Here is a 25,347-nt window from a genome sequence, read left to right as displayed (position 1 = left end):
GTTGCGGGCCATGGCCCGCAACGACTCACCGCCCGACACCCGAATCAAAGGCTGAAACCGCCAAAGAGAGCGGTTTCTGAGGCGATGAAGCAGATCCATCCCACTAGTGACAGAATGTGGAGATAGTTGCCCTGAACACCTTCTGAACATGGAAAGGCCCTTTGGGATGGTTCTCGCCCTGCTGCGCCGTCACCGGAGCTCCCCCTCCCGGGAGACCGCCCCGATTCCGCCCGGCGCGGGGGCACTCGACTGTCTCGTCCTCGATCCGGTGCAACTGCCGATGCACAGAGCCGAGGTCGCCGTCCGGGACCCGAACGGCCAGGAGGTCGTGCACGGTCAGACCGACCCGCACGGCCGGTTCGCCGCGACGGTCCCGCCCGGCGACTACAGCGTCGCGGTGACCGCCGAGGGGTTCCAGCCCGTGCGCCGCTCCGTCCGGGCGGAGGAGGGCGTGCGCGCCGTCCTCCACCCGGTGGCCATGGAGCCGGCCCCGCTGCCGGCCACGCCCGCACCGGGCGCCTGGCGCATCGATCCGGACCACACGGCCGTGCGGTTCGTCTCCCGGCACATCGGACTGGCCGAAGTGCACGGCCGGTTCAACCGCTTCGAGGGCACCCTCTGGATCGCCGACCGCATCGAGAACTCCCGGCTCGACGTCGTCGTCGAGACCGCCAGCATCGACACCGGGGTCGCCCAGCGCGACGAGCACCTGCGCTCCCGTGACTTCCTGGACGTCGTCAACTACCCGTACATGCAGTTCACCAGCGAGCGCTTCGTGCACCGCGGAGGCTCCCGGTGGTCGGTGCAGGGCGTCCTCAACCTGCATGGCGTCAGCCGCAACGTCACTCTCGACAGCCGGTACCTCGGCATCGGCACCGGCATCATGGGCGAGACCCGGGTCGCGTGCTCGGCCTCGACCGAACTGCACCGCGAGGACTTCACCCTCGACTGGCGCTCCATGCTCTCCCGCGGCATCGCGATGATCGGTGCGACCATCAGGGTCGAACTCGACGTCCAGGCCGTACCGGCGGAGTGACGGCCTGACGGAAGACCACAGACCTCAGGAGCCGAACAGCTGAGTCGGCAGATCGGTCGGCAGGGCCGTCGGCAGACTCGTGGGGAAGCCCGACGGCAGGGAGGTGGGAAGACCGCTCGGCCACTGCGACGGCAGCGTGAACGACGGAGAGGCCGACCCGGACGCGGAGGAGGACGGCGGGCTCGTGCCGGAGGGCCGGTCCCCGGTACCCGACTTGCCGCTGTCCCTGCCGGCCAGCGCGAACACCGCTCCCACCCCGATCGCCGCGAGCGCCACGAGGACCGCGGCCACCAACGCAATGCGCCGCCCGCCGCCCGGTGGGGGGTCCGGCTGCCAGGACGACCCGGCAGGACCGAAACCGCCCGGCGGCGGGCCCGGGGGCGGATGGTGGTGGTGATGCGGCGGTCCGTACGAAGGGTCGGGAGGAGTGGCCATACCTCCAGAGTCCTCTTGCCCGGCGTCCCGTCACCATCCGATGACGGGACTGCTACACGTTCCGCCACGGAGCATGACATTCCACGGAAACCGGATCCTGCGTGGCGCTCCTGGAAGAATGATCTTTTAACAGTACTCTTCATCCTGCCCGGACGGACGAGGAGGGCGCAACGGATGTCGCGGTACTGCTCAGCGCGCTGTGCGGAGGAACGCCTCCAGACCTGCCAGGTCGTCCGTGTTGAGATAGTCGGTGCCGGCGGCGAGCAGTTCGTGCCAGAGGGCGTCGCGGGCCGGGCCCGGCCGGTCGGGGGTGGCCCAGAACCTCACCTGCTGCCGGGCCGCGTGGGCCGTGGTGACGATCCGCCGGAGTTCGGCACGCTCCCGCTCGGGCATCGGTCCGGCGCCCTGCCAGGTGAAGACCTTCCCCCAGTCGTCGCTGACGAGCGGGGCGAAGGACGCGGGCACGCCGCTGCCGAGGTCGCTCAGCCTGGCGTCGTAGAAGGCGTGGCGCATGCGTTCCGCCTCCATCGGGGCCCGCGTACCGCGGTCGCCGGAGACCACGGCGGTCACCGCGCCGCGGCGGACCCGGCCGTCGGTGCAGGAGCTGAGCATCGACCGGTAACGGCGCAGGCGCCGGGACAGCTCCCGGTAGGTGGGGTCTCCCGCCGTCTTGACGTCGATGAGCAGTTGCAGAGTGAGGTCGTAACCCCGGTAGACCCGGCCGCCGTTGGCTCTGACCCGGTTCAGCAGCGGGTCCAGGTAGAGCGCTTCCAGCGTGCGCGCCGGGTCCAGCTCGGAGGCGTCGTGTGCGACGAGCAGCGTGCCGTCCGCCAGCCAGATGTCCGCCTCGACGCTGTTGAAACCGTGCGAGAGCGCGTCGGTGAGCGGATGCGGGTGCTCGTAGTCGTTGTGCGCGTGCGCGTGGAGCAGCGGGGGTTTGCCGCGCCCCGCGGGGTCCTGCTGCCGGGCGCCGGCGGAGGCGGGGGCCGCGAACGAGCCCGCGACGGCGGCTCCGAGGACGACGAGGGCTGCTCGGCGCGTGCGAAGGGCCATGGTGCCTCCCTGTCCGGCGGGCGGATATCCGTGGGCTGCGCATACCGACGTCAGTGAGTATCCGGGCCCGCAGGGCCGAGGGACAGGGATCACGCCGAGAGTTGCCGGGGTCGTCGACGGCCCGTTCCCTGTCGTTCTTTCGGGGCATGGTGAAGTCGCCTGTGTCGTGGCAGAGTTGACGGGACCTCTGGGGAGACAGTGAGCAGACGTGGACGCCGCCTGCGCGCGGTACTGACGGTACTGACGGCTTGGGTCTCGCTGATCTGCGGCGGTACGGCCTGGGCCGGCACGGAGGAGAGCGCCGGGCTGCGGCTCGGCGGCAGCACCGCGATCGGGCCGGGCGTGAGCTACCGGGAGTTCTCGCTGAACGGCTCGCACGGGGCGGCGTTCGGGCATCTGCTGACGGCCGACCTGCGCGAGCGGCGGGTGTCGGTGGACCTGCTGTACCCCGGCGTGGTCGGAGCACGGGGGCGGATCTCCGAACTGGCCGACCGCCGGGGCGCGGTGGGCGCGGTCAACGGGGACTTCTTCAACATCGCGGAGGCGCAGCACCCCGGCGTGGAGGCGACGGGCGCCCCGGTGGGTCCCGCCGTCGCGGGCGGGACGGACCTCAAGGCCGCGGTGCCGGACGGCCAGCGCTTCGGCCCGGCGATGCCGTCGGGCGTGACCACGGAGGACGTCTTCGGCGTGGGGACGGACCGGGTGGGCCGCATGGACCGGCTCCGGCTGCGGGGCGCGGTGCGCACCGGCGACGGCTCGCTCGCGCTCAGCGGGTTCAACCAGTACGCCCTGCCGCTGGACGGCATCGGGGTCTACACCCCCGCCTGGGGCAGGGCCTCGCGGCTCCGTGCGACGTGCGGCACCGACACCGACCGCGGTGCGCCGTGCAGTTCCGAGACCTGGGAGCTGACGGTGAAGGGCGGCCGGGTGACGTCGGCGAGCCGGACGCCGGGGCACGGGGCGATCGCGTCCGATGCGGTGGTGCTGGTGGGGCGCGAGGGCGGGGCGCGAGCGCTGCGGAAGCTGGCGCGCGGCAACCGGGTGCGCGTCGACGAGTGGCTCCAGCCGCGCCGTTACGGGCCGTTCCGGTGCGCGCTGGGCGGCTTCCCGATCCTGCGCGGCGGCCGGACCCTGGCGGGCCTGGACAACGAGACCTCCACCGTCCGCACGGCCGCGGGCCTGGCGGACCGGGGACGGCGCCTGTACCTGCTGGCCCTGGACGGCTCCGCCGACTACCGTTCCGGGCTGACCGTCGCCGAACTGGCCCGCGCGATGCGGAAGCTGGGGGCCACGGACGCCTTCAACCTGGACGGGGGCGGCTCCAGCACGCTCGTGACGCGCACGCACGGCGCGCACGCGACCGTACGCAACCATCCGTCGGGCGGCAGCGAGCGGCCGGTGGCCAACGGCATCGGGATTTTTGTACGACCTTGACATCCTCCGTCAATCCCATCCTTTTGAGTGACTGCACCCCCACAAGTGCGCTGCTAGCTTCGGGAGGGGCGGCGAGCGCGAATTCCTTCGCGGCTCCGTGATGCGCAATTCCGCGACGAACGCGACGAAGCACGCGACGAATGGGTGGGCATTCGAATATGACGACGTCTGTGGAGTCCGGCGCCGACGCCGGAATTCCCCCGGGCCGGCTGAGCCTCGGCACCGAAGCGGCCCGGAATCTGGCGACCACGACCAAGTCCGTGCCGCAGATGCAGGGGATCACCTCGCGGTGGCTGCTGCGGCTGCTGCCCTGGGTGCAGGTCTCCGGCGGCACGTACCGGGTCAACCGACGGCTGACGCACACACTGGGCGACGGACGGGTGGAGTTCGTCACCACCGGGGCCGATGTGAGCGTCATCCCGGCGGAGCTGGGTGAACTGCCGTTGCTGCACGGCTTCTCCGGGGCGGACGTGCTGGAGGAGCTGGCGGGCCGGTTCGTGCAGCGGGAGTTCCGGCCCGGCGAGGTGCTGGTCGAGGCCGGGCAGCCGGCCGACCAGGTGGTGCTGGTGGCACACGGCAAGCTCAGCAGGGCGCGCGAGGGCCGGTACGGGGATCCGGCCGCGCTCGGCGTGCTCGCCGACGGCGACTACTTCGGCGACCAGGGGCTCGCCGCCACGGAGGCCGGCACCTGGGGCTTCACCGTGAAGGCCGTCACGGCCTGCACCGTCCTGACCCTGCCGCTCCAGGAGTTCCACGAGCTGGCGGAGCGCTCGCCCGAACTGCGCGCCCACATCGAGGCGTTCCGCGAAGCCGCCTCGCGCCCGCGGAACGAGCACGGCGAGTCGGCGATCGACGTCGCGGCCGGCCACGTCGGCGAACCGGCGCTGCCCGGGGTCTTCGCGGACTACGAGCGCGCCCCCCGCGAGTACGGGCTGAGTGTGGCGCAGACGGTGCTGCGGGTCCACACCCGCGTCGCCGACCTCTACAACGAACCCATGAACCAGCTCGAACAACAGCTGCGACTCACCATCGAGGCCCTGCGCGAACGCCAGGAACACGAAATGGTCAACAACCGCGAATTCGGCCTCCTCCACAACGCCGACCTCAGCCAGCGCATCCACACCCGCAGCGGCCCACCCACCCCCGACGACCTCGACGAACTGCTGGCGACGGTCTGGAAGGACCCCACGTTCCTGCTGGCCCACCCGCGCACCATCGCGGCGATGGCCCGCGAGTTCAACCGGGCCGGCGTCTATCCGGACAGCGTCGACGTCAACGGGCACGCGGTGCCCGCCTGGCGGGGGGTTCCCATCTTCCCGTGCAACAAGATCCCGGTCACCGAGGACGGCGTCAGCTCCGTCCTGCTGATGCGCGCCGGGGAGCAGTCCCAGGGCGTGATCGGCCTGCACCGGACGGGAATTCCCGACGAATATCAGACCAGCCTTTCCGTGCGATTCATGGGAATCAGCGAACAGGCCATCATGTCCTATCTGGTGAGCGCCTACTATTCCGCCGCCGTGCTGGTCCCGGACGCCCTCGGAATTCTCGAGAACGTGGAAATCGGGCACTGAGCTCCGTCGCAGCCCGCACGCAGTGCCTCCCCGCACTGTCCGCATGCCCTGTACGTCAGTCACGCATCGCACAGTTAGGTGATCACCACTCATGACCACGTCAGTGGAGCCCGAGCCCACCGAGCAGGCGGCGGACCGGCCGCAGCTGAGCCTGGGCACGTCAGCCGCACGCCAGCTCGCGACGACCACCAAGTCCGTCCCCCAGATGCAGGGGATCTCCTCCCGGTGGCTGCTCCGCGTGCTGCCCTGGGTGCAGGTCTCGGCCGGCACCTACCGTGTCAACCGGCGCCTCACCTACACCGTTGGCAACGGCATCGTCGAATTCATCACCACCGGATCCGAAATCCGGGTCATCCCCGCCGAGTTGGGGGAGCTTCCCCTGCTGCGCGGCTTCGAGGACAACGCGGCGCTGGAGGCCCTGGCCGCCTCATGCGTCCAGCGCGAGTACGCGACGGGTGACGCCCTCGCCGAGCAGGGGCAGCCGGCCGACCAGGTGTTCCTGATCGCCCATGGCAAGCTCGCCAAGACCGGCCCCGGAAAATACGGGGACGAGACCGCCCTCGGCTCCCTGGGCGCGGGCGACTTCTTCGGCGAGCGCGTGCCCCTGGAGCCGGACGGCACCTGGGGGTTCACCGTCCGGGCCACCACGCGGTGCACGGTCCTGACGCTTCCCCTGCAGGCCTTCCAGGAAATCGCCGACCGCTCCGAGGCGTTGCGCGCCCACATCGCGGGCTTCGCCTCACGGCCCGCGCCTGCCGCGAACAAGCGCGGCGAGGCCGACATCACCGTGACCTCGGGCCACTCGGGCGAGCCGGTCATCCCCGGCACCTTCGTGGACTACGAGCCGGGGCCGCGCGAGTACGAACTGAGCGTGGCGCAGACGGTGCTGCGGGTCCACACCCGCGTCGCCGACCTCTACAACGAACCCATGAACCAGCTCGAACAACAGCTGCGACTCACCATCGAGGCCCTGCGCGAACGCCAGGAACACGAAATGGTCAACAACCGCGAATTCGGCCTCCTCCACAACGCCGACCTCAGCCAGCGCATCCACACCCGCAGCGGCCCACCCACCCCCGACGACCTCGACGAACTGCTCGCCAGGCGCCGCAAGACGCAGTACTTCCTGGCGCATCCGCGCACCATCGCCGCCTTCGGCCGCGAGTGCAACAGCCGGGGTCTCTACCCCAAGAACATCGAGGTCCTCGGTTCGGCGGTGCGCTCCTGGCGCGGGGTCCCGCTGCTGCCCTGCAACAAGATCCCGATCACCGAGCACGGCACCAGCTCGATCCTCGCCATGCGGACGGGCGAGGACGACCAGGGCGTCATCGGCCTGCACCAGACGGGAATCCCCGACGAGTACCAGCCCAGTCTGAACGTGCGGTTCATGGGGATCAGCGAGCAGGCGGTCTCGTCCTACCTGGTGAGCGCCTACTATTCCGCCGCAGTCCTGGTGCCGGACGCGCTGGGCATCCTGGAGGACGTCGAGATCGGCCGCTGAGCGGACCGGTCAGGGCCGTACGCCGCCCACGATGTGGGAGGTGGAGGAGATCCCGTTGTGGATGGTCGGCGCAACGCTGGTACTGGCCAGCAGGAAGCCCAGCAGGACGCAGACCAGGGCATGCGAGAACCGCAGGCCTCCGTTGCGCATGAAGACCACGGCCAGGATCAGCAGCAGCAGGACCACGGAGATCGATACGGCCATGGTGTACCTCCCAGGCGGAGCAGCGGACATCCGCCCGTGCAGCACGCTTGCGTGCGGTATGGCGGATGTCCGCCAGTCTGGCCCATGGGGCTGCCGTCACCGAAGCGCCGGGCATACTCCATTCGGGTATGGATTCACCGGTTCAGCCGGTCAGGCCCGTCGAAGTTCCCTGTGGGCGGCATGAGGGTGAATGTCCGTTCCGGCGTTCGACAGGCGTCCGGCTCGTGGCGTGCCTAGGCTGGCGGAATGAGCCGCACAGTCCGGGACGGCAGGCCGCCCGCCACGGTGCAGGGCACGGTGCCGGAGACACCGGCTGAGAGCGAATCCGCCTGGCAGCGCTTCCTGCATCGGGTGCCCAACGGTTTTGCGATCTTCTTCGGTCTGCTGGGCGTCTTCTGTGCGGTCACCTCACTGATCCCGCCGCTGCGGTACGCGGCGCACCCGCTGACCGACGCGCTCGACACGCTGACCGTGCCCACGGCCCCCAACCTGGCCTATGCCGTCTTCCTGCTGCTCCTCGCCACCGCGATGGCGGCGCGCAAGCGGGTCACGCTCTGGTTCGTCGTCGGCTACCTCACGCTGCTGGTGATCGCGGACGCGCTGCTGCTGGCCGTGGGGTACTGGGACACGATCCCCTCGCTGGTGCTGTCCTGCGCCGCGATCGTCCTGCTGCTCCTGGCCCGGCGGGAGTTCTACGCCGAGGTGCGGCGCGGCGCGTTCCTGCGTGCCCTGCTGGTGCTGGCCGCCGGGCTGGCCCTGGCGATCCTGGTGGGCTGGGGGCTGGTGTCGCTGTTCCCCGGCTCGCTGGAGCGCGGCGGCGGCAACCGGCTGCTCTTCGTCACCAACAAGGTGTGCGGCGGCCTGGTGAGCAACCGGCACTTCACCGGGCACCCGCCGCACTGGCTGTACTTCCTCCTCGGCCTGTTCGGCGCGCTGGCGCTGCTCAACGGGGCCATGGCGCTGTTCCGTTCGCAGCGCCTGGAGGCGTCCCTGCACAACGACGAGGAGTCGCGCATCCGCGCGCTGCTGCGCCGGTACGGCGGCCGCGATTCCCTCGGCTACTTCGCGACGCGCCGTGACAAGGCCGTGGTCTTCTCCCCCAGCGGCAAGGCCGCCGTCACCTACCGGGTCGAGGCCGGGGTGTGCCTGGCCTCGGGCGATCCGCTGGGCGACCCCGAGGCGTGGACCCCGGCGATCGACGCCTGGCTCGAGGTCGCCGGCCGCTACGGCTGGCAGCCCGCCGTGATGGGTGCCGGCGAGGAGGGCGCGCGGGCCTTCGCGCGCTCGGGGCTCGGTGCGCTGCAGCTGGGCGACGAGGCCATCCTGCGGGTCGCGACCTTCGACCTCGAGGGCCGGGAGATGCGGGTGACGCGGCAGGCGGTGAACCGGGTCGCGCGCACGGGCGCGACCACCCGCGTCCGGCGCCACTCGGCGCTCGGCGACGAGGAGATGGGCGAGGTCATCCGGCGCGCGGACGCCTGGCGGGACACCGAGACCGAGCGCGGCTTCTCGATGGCGCTGGGGCGGCTGGGCGACCCGGACGACGGGGACTGCCTGCTGGTCGAGGCCTTCGACCAGGACGGCACGATGATCGCGCTGCTGTCCTTCGTCCCCTGGGGCTCCGACGGGGTCTCCCTGGACGTGATGCGCCGCGACCGTGCCGCACCCAACGGCATCATGGAGTTCATGGTGGCGCAACTGTGCGCGCAGGCGGGACAGTTCGGCATCAAGAACATCTCGCTGAACTTCGCCGTCTTCCGCTCGGCCTTCGAGGAGGGGGCGCGCATCGGGGCGGGTCCGGTGCTGCGGCTGTGGCGCAGGCTGCTGCTGTTCTTCTCCAAGTGGTGGCAGCTGGAGGCGCTCTACCGCTCGAACGTCAAGTACAACCCCGAGTGGCACCCGCGCTTCCTGTGCTACGCGGATGCGGGGGCCCTCGCCCGGATCGGTCTGGCCTCGGGCATCGCCGAGGGCTTCGTGGCCGTGCCGAGCCTGGGCAAGATGTGGGGCCGCGGCCGTCCGAAGAGCGCCGCCCTGCCGTTGTCGACGGAGGGGCTGCCTCCGCTCGCCGAACTCGGCCTGGCCGAAGGCACGGAGGCCGGCCCGGCCACCGAGGCGGACGAGCTCGCCGGCCTGCCCGAACAGGTCCGGGTGCGGCGGCGGAAGCTGGAGCGGCTGCGTGCGGCGGGCGTCGACCCGTACCCCGTCGACGCCCGCCGCACGCACACGCTCGGCGAGATCCGCGCAGCACACGGCGGGCTGCCGGCCGCGTCGCGCACGGGCGAACGGGCCACGGTCGCCGGGCGCCTGCTGCTGACCCGCAACCACGGCGGGATCGCCTTCGCCGTCCTGCGCGACTGGTCCGGCGATCTGCAGCTGGCCTTCACCCGCGACGTCTCGGGCACGGAGTGCCTGCGCCGGTTCGCCGCGCACGTCGACCTGGGCGACCACATCGAGGCCGAGGGCGAGATCGGCACCACGGACCGCGGCGAACTCACCGTCTTCGTCAGCGGTTTCAGGATGCTCGCCAAGTGCCTGCGCCCGCTGCCCGACAAGCGGCACGGTCTCAGCGACCCGGAGACCCGGGTGCGCATGCGCTACGTGGACCTGGCCGTCTCGCCGGAGGCGCGCGCCACCGTACGGGCCCGCAGCGCGGCCGTGCGGGCGCTGCGCCAGGGGCTCCTCGACCGGGGCTTCCTGGAGGTCGAGACCCCGATGCTGCAACAGGTGCACGGCGGCGCCAACGCGCGCCCGTTCACCACGCACATCAATGCGTACGACCTCGACCTCTACCTGCGGATCGCGCCCGAGCTGTATCTGAAGCGGCTGTGCGTGGGCGGGCTGGAGAAGGTCTTCGAGCTGGGCCGCACCTTCCGCAACGAGGGGGTCTCGTACAAGCACAATCCCGAGTTCACGATGCTGGAGGCGTACCAGACCTTCGCCGACTACGACGTGATGCTCGGCCTCACACGCGAACTCATCCAGGCCGCGGCCGTCGCGGCCAACGGCGCGGCCGTCGCGCTGCGGGCGGAGGGGGGCACGGGGAAGCCGGTCGAGTACGACATCTCGGGGCAGTGGCCGGTGCGGACGGTCTACGGTTCGCTCTCCGAGGCGCTCGGGGAGGAGGTCGGCCCGGACACCCCCGTGGAGGTGCTGCGCCGGCACTGCGACCTGGTGGGGGTGCCGCACCGGCACGAGCACGGTCACGGGGCCATCGTGCTGGAGCTGTACGAGCGGCTGGTGGAGGAGCGCACCACGCTGCCCGTCTTCTACAAGGACTTCCCCACCGACGTCTCGCCGCTCACCCGCCCGCACCGGCAGGACCCGCGCGTCGCCGAGCGCTGGGACCTCGTGGCCTTCGGCACGGAGCTCGGCACGGCCTATTCCGAGCTGGTCGATCCCGTCGAGCAGCGCCGGCGGCTGACCGCCCAGTCGCTGCTGGCGGCGGGCGGCGACCCCGAGGCGATGGAGCTGGACGAGGATTTTCTGCGCGCGCTCGAATACGCGATGCCGCCGACGGGCGGGCTGGGCATCGGGGTGGACCGGCTGGTGATGTTCCTGACGGGCCTGTCGATCCGGGAGACGCTGCCGTTCCCGCTGGTCCGGAGGCTATAGAAGAGTTTCTTTGAGATCGTTATAGAATTCATTATTTGCCTTATAGATCTCGCGTTGTTAATTTCCGGGATATGACGGTGACACCGCGCACGACGACTCCCTGGATACCGATGGCCGCGACGGCCGTGCTGTGGGGATCCGCCTTCCCCGCGATCCGCATGGCCCTGCCGGACTATTCGCCGGCCACGGTCGCCCTGCTGCGGATCACCATCACGGTGCTCCTGCTGCTGCCGTTCCTGGCCCTCGGGAAGATCGGCCGGCTGCAGCGCGCCGACGCGCTGCGGATGGCGGCGTTCGGCATCACGGGCATGACGGCCTATCAAGTCCTGCTGTGCTTCGGCGAGAAGAGCGTGGAGGCGGGTACCGCGGCCATGCTGATCGCCGCGTCGCCGGTCTTCACGACGATCCTGGGCATGGCCTTCCTCGGCGACCGCCCCGGTGTCCGCGGGATCATGGGGCTGGGCGTCGCACTGAGCGGTGCGCTGCTGGTCGCCTTCACGTCGGGCAGCGGAAACGGTTCGCTCGTGGGGGCGCTCATGGTGATCGCCGCCGCCGCGACGCAGGCGACGTCGTTCGCGCTGCAGAAGCCGCTGCTGAAGAAGTACTCCGGCGCCGAATGCGTCTTCTACGGCAGCCTCTTCGGGCTGCTGCCGCTCCTGCCGCTCGCGCCGGGCGCGGTCGGACAGGTCGCGGCCGCGGAGGGGCAGCGCACGGCGGCCGTGGTGTGGCTGGGACTCGGGTGCACGGCGATGGCGTTCTGGACCTGGTCGCGGACCCTGCGGGCCACGACCGCGTCCACCGCGGCGCTGGTGCTGTACGCGGTGCCGGTGGCTGCGCTGGGACTGGACGCGGTGGCCTTCGGCAATGCGCCCGGGGCCGGGGCCGTTGCGGGCGGCGTCCTGGTGCTGGCGGGGGTTGCGGTGGCGACGGTGCGGCGCGCGGCGCCGAAGTCGTCACGGATTGCGGCGCGGGGCACCTCCGCGGTGCGTGAGGCGGCCGGGACGGGGTCGCGGGGCTAGGGGGTCCGCCCCTCTTCGCGGCCACCGCCGCTCGTCCTCACACTCCCCCGGACGGGCCGAGTTCCACCACCCGGTCGCACCAGCGGCCCAGCAGCATCCGGTCGTGGCTCACCGACAGCAGACCCGCCCCCGTCTCCTCGCGGTAGCGTTCCACCACCCCCACCAGCGCCGCCGTCGTCGATGCGTCCAGCATCGCCGTCATCTCGTCGCAGATGAGCCAGCGCGGCCGGAGCGACAACGCCCTGGCCAGGCAGGCGCGTTGGAGCTGGCCGTCGCTGACCTCGTGCGGGCGGCGGGCCAGCAGGTCCGTCGAGAGACCCACGGCGCGGGCCAAGTCCTCCACCTTTTCCGCTGCTTCCGCCTTCCGGCCCGTCGCGCGCAGCGGTTCGGCGACGAGGTCGGCCAGGCGCAGCCGTGGGTCGGCGGACAGCCGGGGCTGCTGGAAGACGACGCCGAATGCGGTGCGCTGTTCGCGCGGGGCGCGGTGGCGCCAGCCGCGGGCGGGCGTGCCGTCGATGACGACCGTGCCCGCGTCCGGGCGGTGCAGCAGTGCGGCCACGCGGGCGAGCGTGGACTTGCCGCAGCCGCTGGGGCCGAGCAGGCCGACGGCTTCGCCGTCGTCGACGGTCAGGGACACGTCGCGCACGACCGGCGCGCGCCGGTCGTATCCGGCGGTGATCCGGGACAGTTCAAGCATCGGCGGCCTCCCGCTGCCGGGGACGGTGACAGGCCACGCCGTCCGTGAGCGCCGGGACCGTCCCGCAGGCGGCCGTCGCGTCCGTGCAGCGGGCGGCGAAGGCGCAGCCGGCGGGCAGGTCGCCGAGTTCCGGGGGCATGCCGGGGATGGGCGTGAACGCGCGCTCGGGCAGGGCGTCCAGCAGGCCGCGGGCGTAGGGGTGGCGGGGGCCGGGGGTGCCGAAGAAGGCGGTGGCGTCGGCGAGTTCGACGATGCGGCCCGCGTACATCACGGCGACGCGGTCCGCGATGCGCTCGGCCGCCGCGAGGTCGTGCGTGATCATCAGCAGGGCGCGGACGTCCGCGTCCGTGTGACGGCGCAGTTCGTCGACCGTGCGGTCGACGAGGTCGCGGTCGAGGCCGGTGGTCGGCTCGTCGGCGAGCAGCAGCGGCGCGTCGCCGACGAGTGCGAGGGCGGTGGCGGCGCGCTGGGCGAGGCCGCCGGAGAGCTGGTGCGGGTAACGGTCGAGGTGGTCCGCGGGGAACGCGGCGCGTGCGGCGGCGGCCTCGGCCGCGGCCCGCAGCCCGGACCTGCGGGTGCCGGTCAGCTCCCGCACGGTCTCCTCCAGCTGCGCGCGCACGGTGCGGACCGGCGTGAGGTGCGCGGACGGGCTCTGCGGTACGAGCCCGATGCGCCGGCCCCGTACCGTACGGGCGAGCGTGCGCTCGTCGGCGGCGAGCAGGTCGAGGCCGCCGAGGAAGGCCCGTCCGGCGGTTTCGGCGTTGCCGGGCAGCAGCCCCAACAGGGCCGAGGCGAGGATGGACTTGCCGCAGCCGCTCTCCCCCACCAGCACCAGGCACTCCCCCGGCCGGAGGTCGAAGGACGCGTCGGTGACGGCGGCGACGTGCCGGCCGCCGCGCATGCGGAAGCGGACGGAGAGGCTGCGGACGGACAGGACGGGCCCGCCGGATGGCGTCGGGGTCACAGCGTCAGCTCCGATCGCCGTCGCGGGTTCAGCCGTTCCCGCCAGGCACCGGCCAGGGCGGCGATCGCCAGGGTCGGGACGATGATGAACAGGCCCGGGAAGAGCGTCGGCCACCAGTCGCCCGCGAGCAGGGAGCCGCGTGCGCTCTGGACCATCGTGCCGAGACTGGCCCGGTGCGCGGGCAGGCCGAGTCCGAGGAAGGACAGCGCGGACTCGTGCCAGATGGCGTGCGGAACCATCAGGACCGCCGCCAGTCCCGCCTGCGGCAGCACGCCCGGCAGCAGGTGCCGCGCCAGGACGCGCCGGCGGGACGCGCCGCCCGAGACGGCCGCGTCGATGTACGGACAGGAGCGCAGCGAGAGCACCTCGGCGCGCACGATCCGCGCGGTGGACAGCCAGTGGGTGAGTGCGACGGACGCGATCACCGGCCAGACGCCGGGGCGGAACATGGCCACGACGAAGACGCCGAGCAGCAGGTGCGGCACGGAGGAGAAGGTGTCCACGACGCGCATCACCACGCGGTCCGTCCAGCCGCCCAGGGCACCGGCCAGCGCGCCGACCGCGGTGCCGATGAGGGTGGCGGTGAGGGCGGCGACGACGCCGACGAGCAGGGAGACCCGCAGCCCGTAGACGCAGCGCAGCAGCAGGTCGCGGCCGACCTCGTCGGTGCCGAAGGGGTGGGACCAGGACGGGGGCAGCAGCTTGGCGCCGAGGTCCACGGCCTGTTCGTCCAGCGGGACGGCCAGGGGGACCAGCAGTGCCACCGCCACGACGGCCGCGAGGAGGGCGGCGGAGAGGCGGACGCCCGCCGAGGGTCCGGGGTGCCGTGCGGTGTCAGCCATCGAACCCCACCCTCGGGTCGGCGAGCCCGTACAGCAGGTCGGACAGCAGGTTGCCGGCGAGGACCGCCGCCGTGGCGAGCACCGTGAGGGCGGCCAGCAGCGGGAAGTCGACGCTCGTGGCGGCCTCCACGGTGGCGGAGGCGATGCCGGGCCAGCTGAAGACGGTCTCCACCAGCAGCGCCCCGGTGATCAGTTCGGGCACCCGGGAGCCGACGAGGGTGAGGACGGGCAGCAGTCCGGAGCGCAGGGCGTGGCCGAGGAGGACGGTGCGCTCGTGCAGGCCGCGGGCCCGTGCGCCGCGGACGGGGTCCTCCTCCAGCGCGTCGCCGACGCCCTGGCGCACGTAGAGCACGAACCACGGGAGCTGGGTGACGGCGAGGACGGCGGCCGGGAGCACCAGGTGCGAGGCGACCTGTCCGGCCGTGGTGGTGTCGCTTCCGGTGTCGGTGAGGCCTCCGGCCGGGAGCACGCCCAGCCGGAGGGCGAAGAACCAGACCGCCAGCAGCCCCAGCCAGAACGGCGGTGCGGCTTCGAGGACGTACGAGAGCGAGCTGACGGCCCGGTCGAACCGGCTGCCGCGCCGCCGTCCGGCGAGCACGCCGAGCGCGGTGCCCACCACCACGGCCAGGGCGAACGCGACGCCGCACAACAGGACGGACCAGCCGATGCGTTCGGCGATGGCCTGGGCCACCGGCTGCCGCAGGGAGGCGGACTGACCGAGGTCGCCGCGAAGGGCGGCGGTGAGCCAGTCCCACCAGCGCGCGGCGAACGGCCGGTCGGCGCCGAGGTTCTCGCGCAACTGCGCGAGAACCTCCTGTCCCGCGCTGAGTCCTGAGGACCCGGCGTAGGCCCTGGCCGGGTCGAAGGGGGAGGCGGCGGCGGCGACGGCGAAGACGCCGAAGGTCACGACGGCGAGCACGGGGACGGCGGCCAGCAGCCGCCGCCCTGCCATACGGGCCATCGGCCCCCAGGGGACAGTGGTGCGGGCGGTGCGGGCGGTCACTTCTTGGGCTGCCAGGCCTCGACGTTCCACCAGGGGCCGGCACCGAGGCCGTGGTCGTGCGGCTCGACCTGCGTGGTGAGGTCCTTCCAGCCGTCCTTCATCACGTAGAGGTGGTCGACGTGGGTGAGGAAGGTGTAGCCGGGGTCGTCGGCGAGGCCGCGCTGGACCTTGTCGTAGGCGGCCTTGCGGGCGTCCTTGTCGCCGCTGCGCCGGCCCTCTTCGAGGGCCTTGTCGACGTCGGCGTTGCGGTAGGCGGCCATGTTGTTGAAGCCGTCGAGGGCGAGGGAGGAGTGCAGCAGGTTGTAGAGGTCGAAGTCCGGGTCGGCAGGGTTGCCGCCGCCCGCGAGGACCGCGTCGTCCTTCATGCGCGGCTCGATGACCTCCCACGCACCGCTCTGCACCTCGACCTTGATGCCCGCCTTCTTGGCGTCGGAGGCGAAGGCGAGGGCGTGCTCCTGCCGGAGCTTGTCGCCCGCGGGGGACCACAGCGTGAACTTCGCGCTGTGCCCGTCCTTGCTGCGGATGCCGTCGTCGCCGGGCTTCCAGCCCGCCTCGTCCAGCAGCTGCTTCGCCTTGTCGAGGTCGTGGGCGCGTTCGGTGCCCTTGGCGAACCACTCGCTGTCGGTGGGGACGGGCCCGTAGCCGGCCCGGCCCGCGCCGTCGAGCAGCTTGTCGACCATGGCCTTGCGGTCGACGGCGAGATCGAGGGCCCGGCGCACGGCGGGGTCGCCGGTGACCTTGCCGGCCGTCGGCAGGGTCACGCCGCGGAAGTCGGTGGTCCGGGCGGTGAGGGTGACCTTGGAGCCGTCGCCCTTGAAGCCCTTGGCGAGGTTGGGCGGCAGGATGGCGCCGTCGAGGTCGCCGGAGCGCAGCCGGGTGGCGCGGACGTCGTCGTCCTTGATGATCGCCATGGTGAGCTTCTCGACCTTGGGCCTGCCGCCCCAGTAGCCGGGGTTGGCCTTGAAGGTGAGCTTCTCGCCCTTGCTCCAGCCGGTGAGGACGTACGGGCCGGTGCCGACCGGTGCGGTGTTGAAGGAGCCGGTGTTGACGTCCTGGCCCTTGGCCGCGTGCTCGGGGACGATCGGCAGGACGGTGCGCTCGGCGAAGGGTGCGTAGGGGTACTTGAGGCGGAAGACGACGGTGTCGTCGCCGTCGGCGGTGACCTGGTCGATGGCGTCGAGCTCGCCCTTGGCGGCGTTGTTGGTCTTCTCGTCCAGGATGGTCCGGTAGGTGAAGACCACGTCCGCGGCGGAGAACGGCTTGCCGTCGCTGAACGTGACGCCCTTGCGGAGCCGGTAGGTATAGGTGCGGCCGTCGTCGGTGACGGCCGGCAGCTCCGCGGCGAGCGCCGGCTGGAGCTTCATGTCCGCGTCGCGGCGCAGCAGACCGTCGAAGATCTTGGAGTTGCCGTCCTTGCCGTAGCCGAGGAGGGGGCTGAGCGTCTCGGGCTCGTTGGCGAGGCCGACGACGAGGGAGTCCTTGGCCGCCGCGCCGCTCCCGCCGGGGGCCGAGCAGGCCGTTGCGGTTCCTGCCACCAGTGCAACTGCCGTGGCCGTGGCGGCCACTCCCCGTATGGACCGGGCCGTCATGCCCCACACCTCTGCTCAAGATCAATTGCTATTGCGAACCAATCGCAATTAAACAGTATGCAAAGGGGTGGTCATGGGGGTGGGGGGTGGCGAGGCCATTCGTGCGCCGCCCGCCACTCGGGCGCGGACGCGCCCGTCCTCGCAGCCGGACTCTCGTCACAGGTCGTCCGCCGTGGTCCCGGCCCGGCGCAACTGGTGGCGTGCTGCCGCCAGCAGGGCCAGCACGCCCAGCATCAACGCCGCATTGGCCGCGTACTTCGCGGCGTACTCCACGCGTCCGTTGGGGTCGACGACGAACGACAGGCCCGTGTTCACCACCAGGGCCGAGCCGCTGACGGCCAGGACGTGGACACGCCCCCACCGGGCCCGGCTCGACCACCGCAGCAGCAGACCGGCACCGAGTGACAGGGTCAGCACGTCCAGGGCGACCCCTGCCCAGGTCGAAGGAACCAACTGATGGACGGCCAGCAGCACCACGGCGATGCCGGCAGTCAGCCACGGAGGCGGTACCCGCCCGGGCAGCGGCCCCCTGCGGCGCGGCAGCGTGAAGGCGGCTGCGACGAGGGCCAGCACGATGGCTGCGGTGACGCCGAGTTGGACGGGGCTCGCCATGAACTTCTTGGTGTGCTCCCTGAAGATGACCGCGGCACCGAGGCAGTACAGCAAGGCCATCACGGCCATGCCGCCCCGGCGCAGCCACGGGCGGTCGGCAAGCCGCGGGGCGAGGGATTCGACCACGGCGATCGGTGCGGCGAAGCTCCAGATCACGTGGCCCGCAAGGAAGTTCACCGTGTGCTGGAGGCTGATGCCCGGAAGGGGGAGGAAGGTGGACGACCACCCCCGGTCCCAGGAGGGCTCGTCGACGAAGTGCGGGTTGAACAGGCTCTGGTCGATCAGTCCGGCCTGGACGAGTCCGAATGCCGCGCTCAGCAGCAGGATCGTCGGCCGGCCCCGCCCGGTCCGGCGGGCGGCCTCGCGGATCATCACGGCCACGGTGCCGTAGAGCGGGGCGAGGATGAGCAGCCCGGCCAGCAACTCCCACGGGCGGCCGATGATCTGGTCGTAGCCGATCAGGTACTCGGCACAGACCGGCGAGAGCAGCAACAGTCCCAGTGCCGGTAACAGCCGGCGGTGTCGTGCGGTGTCCACGGTGCATTCCTCTCACGAACCGGCCCGGGCGGGGCGGTTGAAGCGACCCAATCATAAACCGAGCACTCAGTCTATTAATGAGGCCGACTGCTGCCGGGGCGTAGTCTCTGACCGCAGACCCAGACGGAAAGGACGTCATGAGGACGGTCGACCCGGCCAAGCACCAGGCGCGGAAGCAGCACATCGTGAACACCGCGACGGTGCTCTTCGCCACCAAGGGCTTCGAGCGCACCACGACGGCCGAGATCTGCAAGGCGGCCGGCATGAGCGCCGGCAACCTCTTCCACTACTTCCCCAACAAGAGGGCCGTCTTCCTCGCCCTCTTCGAGGGCGACCAGGACGGCAAGGCCGAGCGCCTGGTGCAGGCTCAGAACGACGAGGACCCGTGGCGAGCGCTGCTGGACGTCGTCGACCTCCTTGCCGCACCGGCGGCGGAGCCGCTGGCGCCGCCGCTGGTCATGGAGGCGATGGTTCAGGCGTACCGGGATCCCGAGCTGGAAGCCGTGCTGAGCCGCAGCAACGCCGAGGAACACGCCGCGGTCGCCGCACTGATCAGAAAGGCGGCCGCCGCCGGCCAGGTCGACCCCGATCTGGACCCGGAGGGCGCCGCCTCGTGGGTCCTGGCCATGGTCGCCTCCCTCTACACCAGTGCGGCCGGCGACCCGGCCTTCAAGCCTGCCGAGCAACTGCCCACCCTCCGGCTCATCCTGTGCCGGTTCCTCCGCGCGGGGCGGGGGGAATCAGGCTGAGCCTCGCTCGAGCGAGCCGCTGCTGGCGATCTCGCGGCGGTCGGTCATGCCGCGGATGTTCATTGCCGTGCTCCGAGGTCACGCAACCCCGGCGTCTCCCGCACAAAGCTGTCGAACCCCCGCGGGGGCCGGCCCAGTAGCTCGGCCACGTCGTTCGTGGCCCGGTCGTAGCGGTTCTCCCCGTGCAGCCGGGCCATCGTGGCGATGTGGTCGAACACGTGCGGCGGCAGGTCGAGCGGCCTCAAGTCGCGCTCCAGCCACTCCTCGTACGGCACGTCCACGTACGTCACGGGGCGGCCCAGGATCGTCGAGAGTTCGGCCGCCACGGCCGTCATGTCGCGAGAGGCCGCCCCCGTCAGCTCGTAGACCCGGCCCGTGGGCGGGGCCGGGTCGAGCAGGAGGCGGGTGATGACGTCCGCCACGTCGCGCGCCGAGACCGGGGAGGTGCGGGCCGCACCGAACGGGAGGCGGATCGTGCCGTCGCGTAGGATCGAGGCCACAGCGATGCGGGCGAAGAGCGGGTTCTCCATGAAGACCGTGGGCCGGACGTGGACGACCGGGACGCCCGACCAGTCGAGGACCTGCTCGGCGAGCCAGTGCTGGCGCTGCTGGCGGGACTCGGCGGTGCTGGTGAGGTCCATCTGCGAGACCGTCATCTGCGAGATGTTCACCAGCAGGTCGAGACGGCCGCCGTCGCGGGCGGCCGCCGCGACCGTCGTCGCGGCCTCCAGGTATGCCGGCGACACGCTCATCCCGAAGTAGGCGCGGCGGCAGCCCTCCAGCGCGTTCACGACGTCCGCGCCGCGGGTGAGGTCGCCGACGACCACGTCGACGCCCTCCACGGCCCGCAGGGCCGAGGCCCGTTCGTCGTCGTGGTGCAGCAGGGCCCGGACCGGCACGCCTGCGGCGTGCAGGCCGTCGACGACCGTTCTGCCGACTCCTCCGACGTTGCCGCCGACGCCGGTCACCAGGACGGGGTGGATGTCCAACGCAATCGCCTCCCGGCTGCAGTCTGCCAGGTGCGGGCCCGTCAGCGGCCGAGCGCCGGAACCCCTAGTACGGCGTCCCGTCCGCGAAATCCTTCTTGAACGTCGCCTCGATGCCGTTCAGTACATCCGCACTGTTGACGATCAGGCCGAGCTCGCGGTTGTTGTTGAGCGAGTTGTCGGAGAAGTTCTCCGAGCCCGCGAAGACCTTGGCCGTCGAGGTGCCGTCGTCGGCGACGATCGCCTTGGCGTGGAGGTAGAGGCCCTTGGTCGAGGAGAACGTGACGACCTTGCCGCCCGCTTCCTTGACCTGGTCGAAGTAGGTGCCGTAGCTGTCGGGGTTCATGCCGACCACGCGGACGGTGACGCCACGGTGCTCCGCCGCCACGATCGCGTCGACCAGGTTGCTGTCGCCGAACTCGAGCTCCTGGACGTCCAGGGTGTGCTGGGCGCCCTTGATCAGCGCCAGCAGGCGGTCCTCCGAGTCGGTCGGGGACCAGACGAGGTGGTCGCCGTCGGAGGGGGTGACCGCGGTCTTGGCATAGTCCGCGTCGAAGACCTTCTCCACAGCGGCGACGTCGGCGGCGTCGGTGTCGAAGACGCCGTAGTCGCGGCTGCTCGTGTAGTACGTCGAGTCCAGGTTCCCCGTCAGGATCAGGGACTTGGCGCCGTCCACGGTGATGGTCTTCTGGTGGGTGAAGACGTACTCGGAGGAGGAGTACACCACGCCCACGCCCGCGGACTTGAGGGCCTTGTAGGCCGCACTGTTCTTCGCGGTGCGCTTGGCGTCGAGGATGACGCGGACCTTCACGCCGGCCTTCTTCTTGCTCACCAGCGTGTCGACGACCTTGGTGTCGCTCAGTTCGTACATCGTCATGTCCACCGACTTGGCGGCCGAGCCGATGAAGTCGTAGACGGCGGTGTGGTCCTGGTCCGGGAAGACCAGGAGGGAGGATGCGGCGGGGGCGGCCAGGGCGGCGCCGGGGGCGGCCAGGGCCGTTATCGAGGACAGCAGCAGGGCGCCTGCCGAGAGGGCGGCCTGGCGGGCAGGGTGAGGTAAGGGCATGCCGACTCCGGTCGTGTGCATGGGCAGTGGGGGGCGTGCGGGACGCCCGGGGGCGCGCACGGCCCATGATGCGACCGGCGGAGTTTACGCGGGTAGATGTCGAAGGTTAATTTTTGGCATTGACACGACAAGCGTTCTCTCTGGAATCCCTCAAGTCTCCCGGGGCCCTCAACTCCCTGGCGGTGCAGTCGAGTCCCGGGCCAGCAGGCGCGGCGTCACGTCCTGCACGCAGCGCGCCGGGCCACCCGCGAGGAGGGCGACGAGTTCCTCGGCCGCGTGCCGGCCGAAGGCCGCGGTGTCGCGTGCGAGTGCCGTGAGCGCGGGGTGGGTGCTGCGGCAGAGCACGGAGTCGTCCCAGGCGACGATGGACAGCCCGCCGGGTACGGGCACGCCGCGCTCGGCGGCGACGGCCAGACCGGCCACGGCCATGACGTCGTTGTCGTAGACGAGCGCGGTCGGCGGCCGTGGTGCGGCCAGCACCCGGCGGGTGGCCTCGGCGCCCTCGGTGTCGGAGTAGTCGGTGGTCACCGACCGCACCTCGGGCAGGCCGCGGCGCTCGGCCTCGGCCCGCAGGCCGGCCATCCGGCGCCGGGTGTGGGCGAGTTCGGGCAGGCCCGCGATGTGCGTGATGCGGCGGTGGCCGAGCGCATGCAGGTGATCGACGACGGAGGCCATCGCCCCGGTGTCGTCGGCCCAGAGGGTGGAGATCGCGCCGTGCTCCGGGAGCGGCCGGCCGACGTCGTCCGGTGCGCCGACGATCACGGCGGGCAGGCCGAGTTCGTCCAGCAGCGCGGGGCGGGGATCGGCCGCGCGGGGGTCGACGACGAGCACGCCGTCCACGCGGTGCTCGGCCCACCAGCGGCGGTGGACCGCGCACTCGGCCCCGACGTCCTCCACGACCTGGAAGAGCAGCCCGAGTCCGTGGGCCGAGAGGACCTCCTGCACCCCGGAGACCAGGCGGAGGAAGAAGGATTCGACGCCCAGCGTGCGGGCGGGCCGGGCAAGGACCAGGCCGACGGTGGCAGCACCTTCGCCGGACAGGGCGCGGGCTGCGGTGCTGGGCTGCCAGCCGAGCTGTTCGGCGACGCGGCGCACCCGGCTGCGGGTCGCCTCGGACACCCCCGGGCGGCCGTTGAGGGCGAAGGAGACCGCGCTCTCGGAGACGCCGGCGCGGCGTGCGATGTCCTTGATCGTCGGGCGGCGGCGGGCCGGAGTGCGGTGCATGACGGGTGCCTTCCTGAAGCGCTGCTGCGCTGTGGCGGCTTCACACTAAAGCGCATTAGTCCTCGACGGAAGTATTGACGCAACTCCCCTTCGGGGTGCACCTTTTGACCGCACCTCCCGGCCCGTTCACCGGATCGAAGGAGCTCCGCCGGCCATGACCGCATCCCGATTCCGCAGAGCAGTCCCCGCCTCTGCAGTCCTCCTGGCCTCCGCCCTGACGCTCACCGCTTGCGGAACCGGTGGCGGCGGAGGGGGATCCGACGCGAACGGCAAGGTCGAGGGCGGCATCACCTTCCAGACCTGGAATCTGCGGGCCAATTTCAAGGACTATTTCGACGGCCTGGTCAAGGAGTTCGAGAAGGCGCACCCGGGCGTCACGGTCCGCTGGCTGGACCAGCCCGCCGAGAACTACGCGGAGAAACTCGGCGCCGACGCGGGCGGCGGCACGCTGCCGGACGTCGTGAACGTCTCGCCCGACCTCGCCCACCCCCTCGCCAAGGCGGGACTCCTCGTCGACCTGGACCGGGAGAAAGCCGCAGCGGCCTTCAAGAACGACTACACGCCCGAGGCGTGGAAGGGCAACGAACTGCCCGGGCTCGGGGGCGCGTACGCCTTCCCCTGGTATCTCAACACCGGGCCGCTCTTCTACAACAAGGACCTCTTCAAGCAGGCCGGCCTGGATCCCGAGAAGCCGCCGAAGAGCTATGCCGAGCTGTTCGACTGCGCCGAGCGGATCTCCCGGCAGTCGGGCGGCAGGATCGCGACGCTGGCGAGCAGCCCGACCATCGAGGACTTCGGCCGCTACGGGGTGCGCCTGACCAACGACGACGCCACGGCCTTCACCTACAACGAGCCGAAGGGCGTCGAACTCCTCACCCGGTACCGGGAGCTGTACCGCAACGGCGGGCTCGACCCGCAGGCGCTCAACAGCACTCCGGAAAGGGCGGGCCAGAAATTCCTGGAGCAGAAGGTCGCCATCAATCCCGGGAGCGCCCACGACCTCGGCACGTTCAAGCAGAACGCCCCGAGCCTCTACCGGAATCTGGGTATCACCGACGCGCCCAACAACACCGGTAGGCCCAACATGTACGTGATGGGCCTCGCGGTCGGGCAGCACAGCAAGCACAAGGCGGCGGCCATCGCCTTCGCCCACTTCGTCACCGACCGGAAGAACCAGGAGGAGTTCGCCCACAAGGTGGCCGTCTTCCCGAGCACGCAGGGCTCGCTGGAGGACCCGTACTGGACACGGGACGACGGCACCGACGAGGGGCGGGTCCGGGTGGCCTCCGCGAAGATGCTGAAGGGCGCGGTGAATTACACGCCGGTCGTGATGAGCGACGAGATGAAGACGATTCTGAAGAACGAGGTCGCCAAGGCGCTCCAGGGAAAGAAGTCCCCGCAGCAGGCGCTCGACGACGCGGTGGCACAGAGCAACAAGCTGCTCAAGCAGGGTTGATGGCCATGAGCGTCCGCACCCACCGGGCCGTCAGCCCCTGGCTCTTCCTGCTGCCCGGTCTCGCCGTCGTCGCCGCCTTCAGTCTCTACCCCTTTCTCACCACTCTCGGCAAGGCATTCACCGACGCCCGCACCCTCGCTCCCGGCCGGTGGACCGGGCTGGAGAACTTCCGGGACATGCTCCACGACGAGCAGTTCTGGGTGGCGCTGCGCAACAGCACCCTGTACGTCGTGCTCGTCGTGCCGTTCACGGTCCTGCTGCCGCTGCTGCTCGCGCTGCTGGTGCAGAAGCAGATCCCCGGCGTCGCCTTCTTCCGCTCCGCCTTCTACACGCCGGTCGTGGCCTCCGTGGTCGTGGTGGCCCTCATCTGGGTGTGGATGCTCGACGACCGCGGGCTGGTCAACGGCCTCCTGCAGCTGTTCGGTGCGGGACCTGTCGACTTCCTCGGCGGCTCATGGCTGTTGTTGTTCAGCGCGATGGCGCTGACGGTGTGGAAGGGCCTGGGCTACTACATGGTCGTCTACCTCGCCGCGCTCGCCAACGTCCCCCGCGAACTGCACGAGGCCGCAGCCGTCGACGGGGCCGGGGCGCTGCGCCGGTTCGTCAGCATCACCGTCCCGGCCGTCCGCTCGACCATGGTGCTGGTCGGTGCGCTCTCGTCCGTGGCGGCGTTCAAGGTGTTCTCGGAGGTCTATCTGATGGCCGGGCCGACCGGCGGTCCGGCCGGTCAGGACACCACCCTCGTGATGCTGGTGCAGCGCACCGGCACCGGCCTCAACGGCCGCACCGGCTACTCCTCCGCGCTCTCCCTCGTCGTCTTCGCGGTCGCGCTGGTGCTGATGCTGCTGGTGCTGCGCGCCGACCGCAGGGGGGAAAACGTATGAAGCACCGGATGCCCGGCTGGGAGAAGGCGCTGCGCTATCTCCTCATGCTCGCCGTACTGGCCGTCGCCGTCGGCCCGTTCCTCTGGCAGCTGTCCACCTCGCTCAAGAGCACCACCGAGGACATCTACACCTCTCCCCCGCGTTTCCTGCCCGCGCACCCCACCCTGCACAACTACGCCGAGGTCGCGGACATCATCCCGGTCTGGGACTACGCCCTGAACTCCGTGAAGGTGGCGGCCGCCAGTGTGCTGACCAATCTCGTCGGCGCCTCGATGGCCGGGTACGCGCTGGCCCGGCTGCGCTTCCGGGGCCGCAGGCTCGCGGGGCTCGCGTTCGTCATGGCGCTGCTGGTGCCCGTCGAGTCGGTGATCATCGCGCAGTTCACCATGATGCGGGACCTGCACCTCAACAACACCCTCACCGCCGTCGTCCTGCCCGGCTCCGTCGGGGCGCTGAACGTGCTGCTGATGCGCAACGCGTTCGCCGCCCTGCCGTACGAGACCGAGGAGGCGGCCGTCATCGACGGGGCGAACGTGTGGCAGCGGTTCGTGCGGATCGCGCTGCCGTCGGTGCGCGGGACGCTCGCCGTCGTCGCGATCTTCGCCTTCATGGGGGCGTGGGACGACTTCCTGTGGCCCCTGATCGTTCTCTCCGATCCGGACCGCTTCACGCTGACCGTCGGACTGAACTTCCTGCACGGCACGTTCCAGCAGAACCCCCGGCTGGTGGCCGCCGGAACCGTCATCGCGGTCGCGCCGCTGCTGGCCATGTTCGCCTGCCTCCAGCGGTACTTCTTCCGCGGCGTCGGCGAGGGCGCCGTGAAGGGCTGATCCAAGGGCCGGCCCCAAGGCTGGTCCTTCACACGGGTTCGCA

Annotated in this window: 22 protein-coding genes; 10 read left to right on the top strand and 12 right to left on the bottom strand. The window is 71.2% G+C overall.

Annotation, left to right across the window (positions count from 1 at the left end; genetic code table 11):
* Positions 1 to 166: 166 nt before the first annotated feature.
* Positions 167 to 1,036: a YceI family protein gene (locus ACLHRZ_RS05615; RefSeq protein WP_490417220.1), complete on the top strand. Its 870-nt coding sequence runs from the start codon at positions 167 to 169 to the stop codon at positions 1,034 to 1,036.
* A 24-nt stretch (positions 1,037 to 1,060) separates the two neighbouring features.
* Here ACLHRZ_RS05615 and ACLHRZ_RS05610 read toward each other — a convergent pair whose 3' ends face one another.
* Positions 1,061 to 1,471 carry a hypothetical protein gene (locus ACLHRZ_RS05610; protein WP_490417119.1) on the bottom strand — a complete coding sequence of 137 codons (411 nt, stop codon included), beginning with the start codon at positions 1,469 to 1,471 and terminating at the stop codon, positions 1,061 to 1,063.
* 189 nt (positions 1,472 to 1,660) lie between these two features.
* Complete coding sequence (locus ACLHRZ_RS05605) at positions 1,661 to 2,524, bottom strand: phosphatidylinositol-specific phospholipase C/glycerophosphodiester phosphodiesterase family protein (RefSeq protein WP_490417118.1); 864 nt, start codon at positions 2,522 to 2,524, stop codon at positions 1,661 to 1,663.
* 198 nt (positions 2,525 to 2,722) lie between these two features.
* Between ACLHRZ_RS05605 and ACLHRZ_RS05600 the strand changes: the two genes are divergently transcribed.
* The 3 genes from ACLHRZ_RS05600 to ACLHRZ_RS05590 all read left to right on the top strand — a co-directional run bounded on the left by ACLHRZ_RS05600 (position 2,723) and on the right by ACLHRZ_RS05590 (position 7,030).
* Positions 2,723 to 3,958: a phosphodiester glycosidase family protein gene (locus ACLHRZ_RS05600; protein WP_490417117.1), complete on the top strand. Its 1,236-nt coding sequence runs from the start codon at positions 2,723 to 2,725 to the stop codon at positions 3,956 to 3,958.
* Between the two features lie 158 nt (positions 3,959 to 4,116).
* Positions 4,117 to 5,529 (top strand): family 2B encapsulin nanocompartment shell protein, encoded by a 1,413-nt coding sequence (locus ACLHRZ_RS05595; protein WP_490417116.1) that lies wholly within the window; start codon positions 4,117 to 4,119, stop codon positions 5,527 to 5,529.
* A 91-nt stretch (positions 5,530 to 5,620) separates the two neighbouring features.
* Positions 5,621 to 7,030 (top strand): family 2B encapsulin nanocompartment shell protein, encoded by a 1,410-nt coding sequence (locus ACLHRZ_RS05590; protein WP_490417115.1) that lies wholly within the window; start codon positions 5,621 to 5,623, stop codon positions 7,028 to 7,030.
* A 9-nt stretch (positions 7,031 to 7,039) separates the two neighbouring features.
* On the opposite strand, the gene ACLHRZ_RS05585 is transcribed toward ACLHRZ_RS05590, so the two are convergent.
* Positions 7,040 to 7,234 carry a hypothetical protein gene (locus tag ACLHRZ_RS05585; RefSeq protein ID WP_490417114.1) on the bottom strand — a complete coding sequence of 65 codons (195 nt, stop codon included), beginning with the start codon at positions 7,232 to 7,234 and terminating at the stop codon, positions 7,040 to 7,042.
* A gap of 246 nt (positions 7,235 to 7,480) precedes the next feature.
* Here ACLHRZ_RS05585 and lysX point away from each other — a divergent pair, with 246 nt between their 5' ends.
* Positions 7,481 to 10,846 carry a bifunctional lysylphosphatidylglycerol synthetase/lysine--tRNA ligase LysX gene (gene lysX / locus ACLHRZ_RS05580; protein ID WP_490417113.1) on the top strand — a complete coding sequence of 1,122 codons (3,366 nt, stop codon included), beginning with the start codon at positions 7,481 to 7,483 and terminating at the stop codon, positions 10,844 to 10,846.
* A gap of 71 nt (positions 10,847 to 10,917) precedes the next feature.
* On the top strand, positions 10,918 to 11,865 hold the full coding sequence (locus ACLHRZ_RS05575) for a DMT family transporter (RefSeq protein WP_490417112.1): 948 nt from the start codon (positions 10,918 to 10,920) through the stop codon (positions 11,863 to 11,865).
* Between the two features lie 37 nt (positions 11,866 to 11,902).
* On the opposite strand, the gene ACLHRZ_RS05570 is transcribed toward ACLHRZ_RS05575, so the two are convergent.
* The 6 genes from ACLHRZ_RS05570 to ACLHRZ_RS05545 form a co-directional block, all read right to left on the bottom strand.
* Positions 11,903 to 12,562 carry an ABC transporter ATP-binding protein gene (locus ACLHRZ_RS05570; protein WP_490417111.1) on the bottom strand — a complete coding sequence of 220 codons (660 nt, stop codon included), beginning with the start codon at positions 12,560 to 12,562 and terminating at the stop codon, positions 11,903 to 11,905.
* Positions 12,555 to 13,463 carry an ABC transporter ATP-binding protein gene (locus tag ACLHRZ_RS05565; protein WP_490417219.1) on the bottom strand — a complete coding sequence of 303 codons (909 nt, stop codon included), beginning with the start codon at positions 13,461 to 13,463 and terminating at the stop codon, positions 12,555 to 12,557. The genes ACLHRZ_RS05570 and ACLHRZ_RS05565 overlap by 8 nt, the downstream gene beginning before the upstream one ends.
* Before the next feature lie 59 nt (positions 13,464 to 13,522).
* On the bottom strand, positions 13,523 to 14,368 hold the full coding sequence (locus ACLHRZ_RS05560) for an ABC transporter permease (RefSeq protein ID WP_490417110.1): 846 nt from the start codon (positions 14,366 to 14,368) through the stop codon (positions 13,523 to 13,525).
* Positions 14,361 to 15,329, bottom strand: a complete 969-nt coding sequence (locus ACLHRZ_RS05555; protein WP_490417109.1) for an ABC transporter permease — start codon at positions 15,327 to 15,329, stop codon at positions 14,361 to 14,363. The genes ACLHRZ_RS05560 and ACLHRZ_RS05555 overlap by 8 nt, the downstream gene beginning before the upstream one ends.
* A 38-nt stretch (positions 15,330 to 15,367) precedes the next feature.
* Positions 15,368 to 16,960 (bottom strand): ABC transporter substrate-binding protein, encoded by a 1,593-nt coding sequence (locus ACLHRZ_RS05550; RefSeq protein WP_490417108.1) that lies wholly within the window; start codon positions 16,958 to 16,960, stop codon positions 15,368 to 15,370.
* Between the two features lie 156 nt (positions 16,961 to 17,116).
* Positions 17,117 to 18,109 (bottom strand): AF_0692 family protein, encoded by a 993-nt coding sequence (locus ACLHRZ_RS05545; protein WP_490417107.1) that lies wholly within the window; start codon positions 18,107 to 18,109, stop codon positions 17,117 to 17,119.
* Between the two features lie 137 nt (positions 18,110 to 18,246).
* On the opposite strand from ACLHRZ_RS05545, the gene ACLHRZ_RS05540 reads away from it, so the two are divergent.
* A complete protein-coding gene (locus ACLHRZ_RS05540; protein WP_490417106.1) occupies positions 18,247 to 18,858 on the top strand; it encodes a TetR/AcrR family transcriptional regulator in 612 nt (203 codons plus the stop codon).
* Positions 18,859 to 18,917: 59 nt separating this feature from the next.
* Here ACLHRZ_RS05540 and ACLHRZ_RS05535 read toward each other — a convergent pair whose 3' ends face one another.
* From ACLHRZ_RS05535 to ACLHRZ_RS05525, 3 genes are all read right to left on the bottom strand, one after another.
* Positions 18,918 to 19,847 carry an NAD(P)H-binding protein gene (locus tag ACLHRZ_RS05535; protein WP_490417105.1) on the bottom strand — a complete coding sequence of 310 codons (930 nt, stop codon included), beginning with the start codon at positions 19,845 to 19,847 and terminating at the stop codon, positions 18,918 to 18,920.
* A 64-nt stretch (positions 19,848 to 19,911) separates the two neighbouring features.
* Positions 19,912 to 20,910: a phospholipase D-like domain-containing protein gene (locus ACLHRZ_RS05530; protein WP_490417104.1), complete on the bottom strand. Its 999-nt coding sequence runs from the start codon at positions 20,908 to 20,910 to the stop codon at positions 19,912 to 19,914.
* Positions 20,911 to 21,078: 168 nt separating this feature from the next.
* Positions 21,079 to 22,134 carry a LacI family DNA-binding transcriptional regulator gene (locus tag ACLHRZ_RS05525; protein WP_490417103.1) on the bottom strand — a complete coding sequence of 352 codons (1,056 nt, stop codon included), beginning with the start codon at positions 22,132 to 22,134 and terminating at the stop codon, positions 21,079 to 21,081.
* 154 nt (positions 22,135 to 22,288) lie between these two features.
* On the opposite strand from ACLHRZ_RS05525, the gene ACLHRZ_RS05520 reads away from it, so the two are divergent.
* From ACLHRZ_RS05520 to ACLHRZ_RS05510, 3 genes are read left to right on the top strand one after another with little or no spacing between them, the layout of a single operon-like run.
* Positions 22,289 to 23,590 carry an ABC transporter substrate-binding protein gene (locus tag ACLHRZ_RS05520; protein WP_490417102.1) on the top strand — a complete coding sequence of 434 codons (1,302 nt, stop codon included), beginning with the start codon at positions 22,289 to 22,291 and terminating at the stop codon, positions 23,588 to 23,590.
* Positions 23,590 to 24,474, top strand: a complete 885-nt coding sequence (locus ACLHRZ_RS05515) for a carbohydrate ABC transporter permease (protein WP_490417101.1) — start codon at positions 23,590 to 23,592, stop codon at positions 24,472 to 24,474. Before ACLHRZ_RS05520 ends, ACLHRZ_RS05515 begins: the two co-directional genes overlap by 1 nt.
* A complete protein-coding gene (locus ACLHRZ_RS05510; protein ID WP_490417100.1) occupies positions 24,471 to 25,304 on the top strand; it encodes a carbohydrate ABC transporter permease in 834 nt (277 codons plus the stop codon). The genes ACLHRZ_RS05515 and ACLHRZ_RS05510 overlap by 4 nt, the downstream gene beginning before the upstream one ends.
* Positions 25,305 to 25,347 lie beyond the last annotated feature (43 nt).

Source organism: Streptomyces sp. AM25 (genome assembly GCF_058146165.1).
This window is presented reverse-complemented; position numbering and strand designations above follow the sequence as displayed.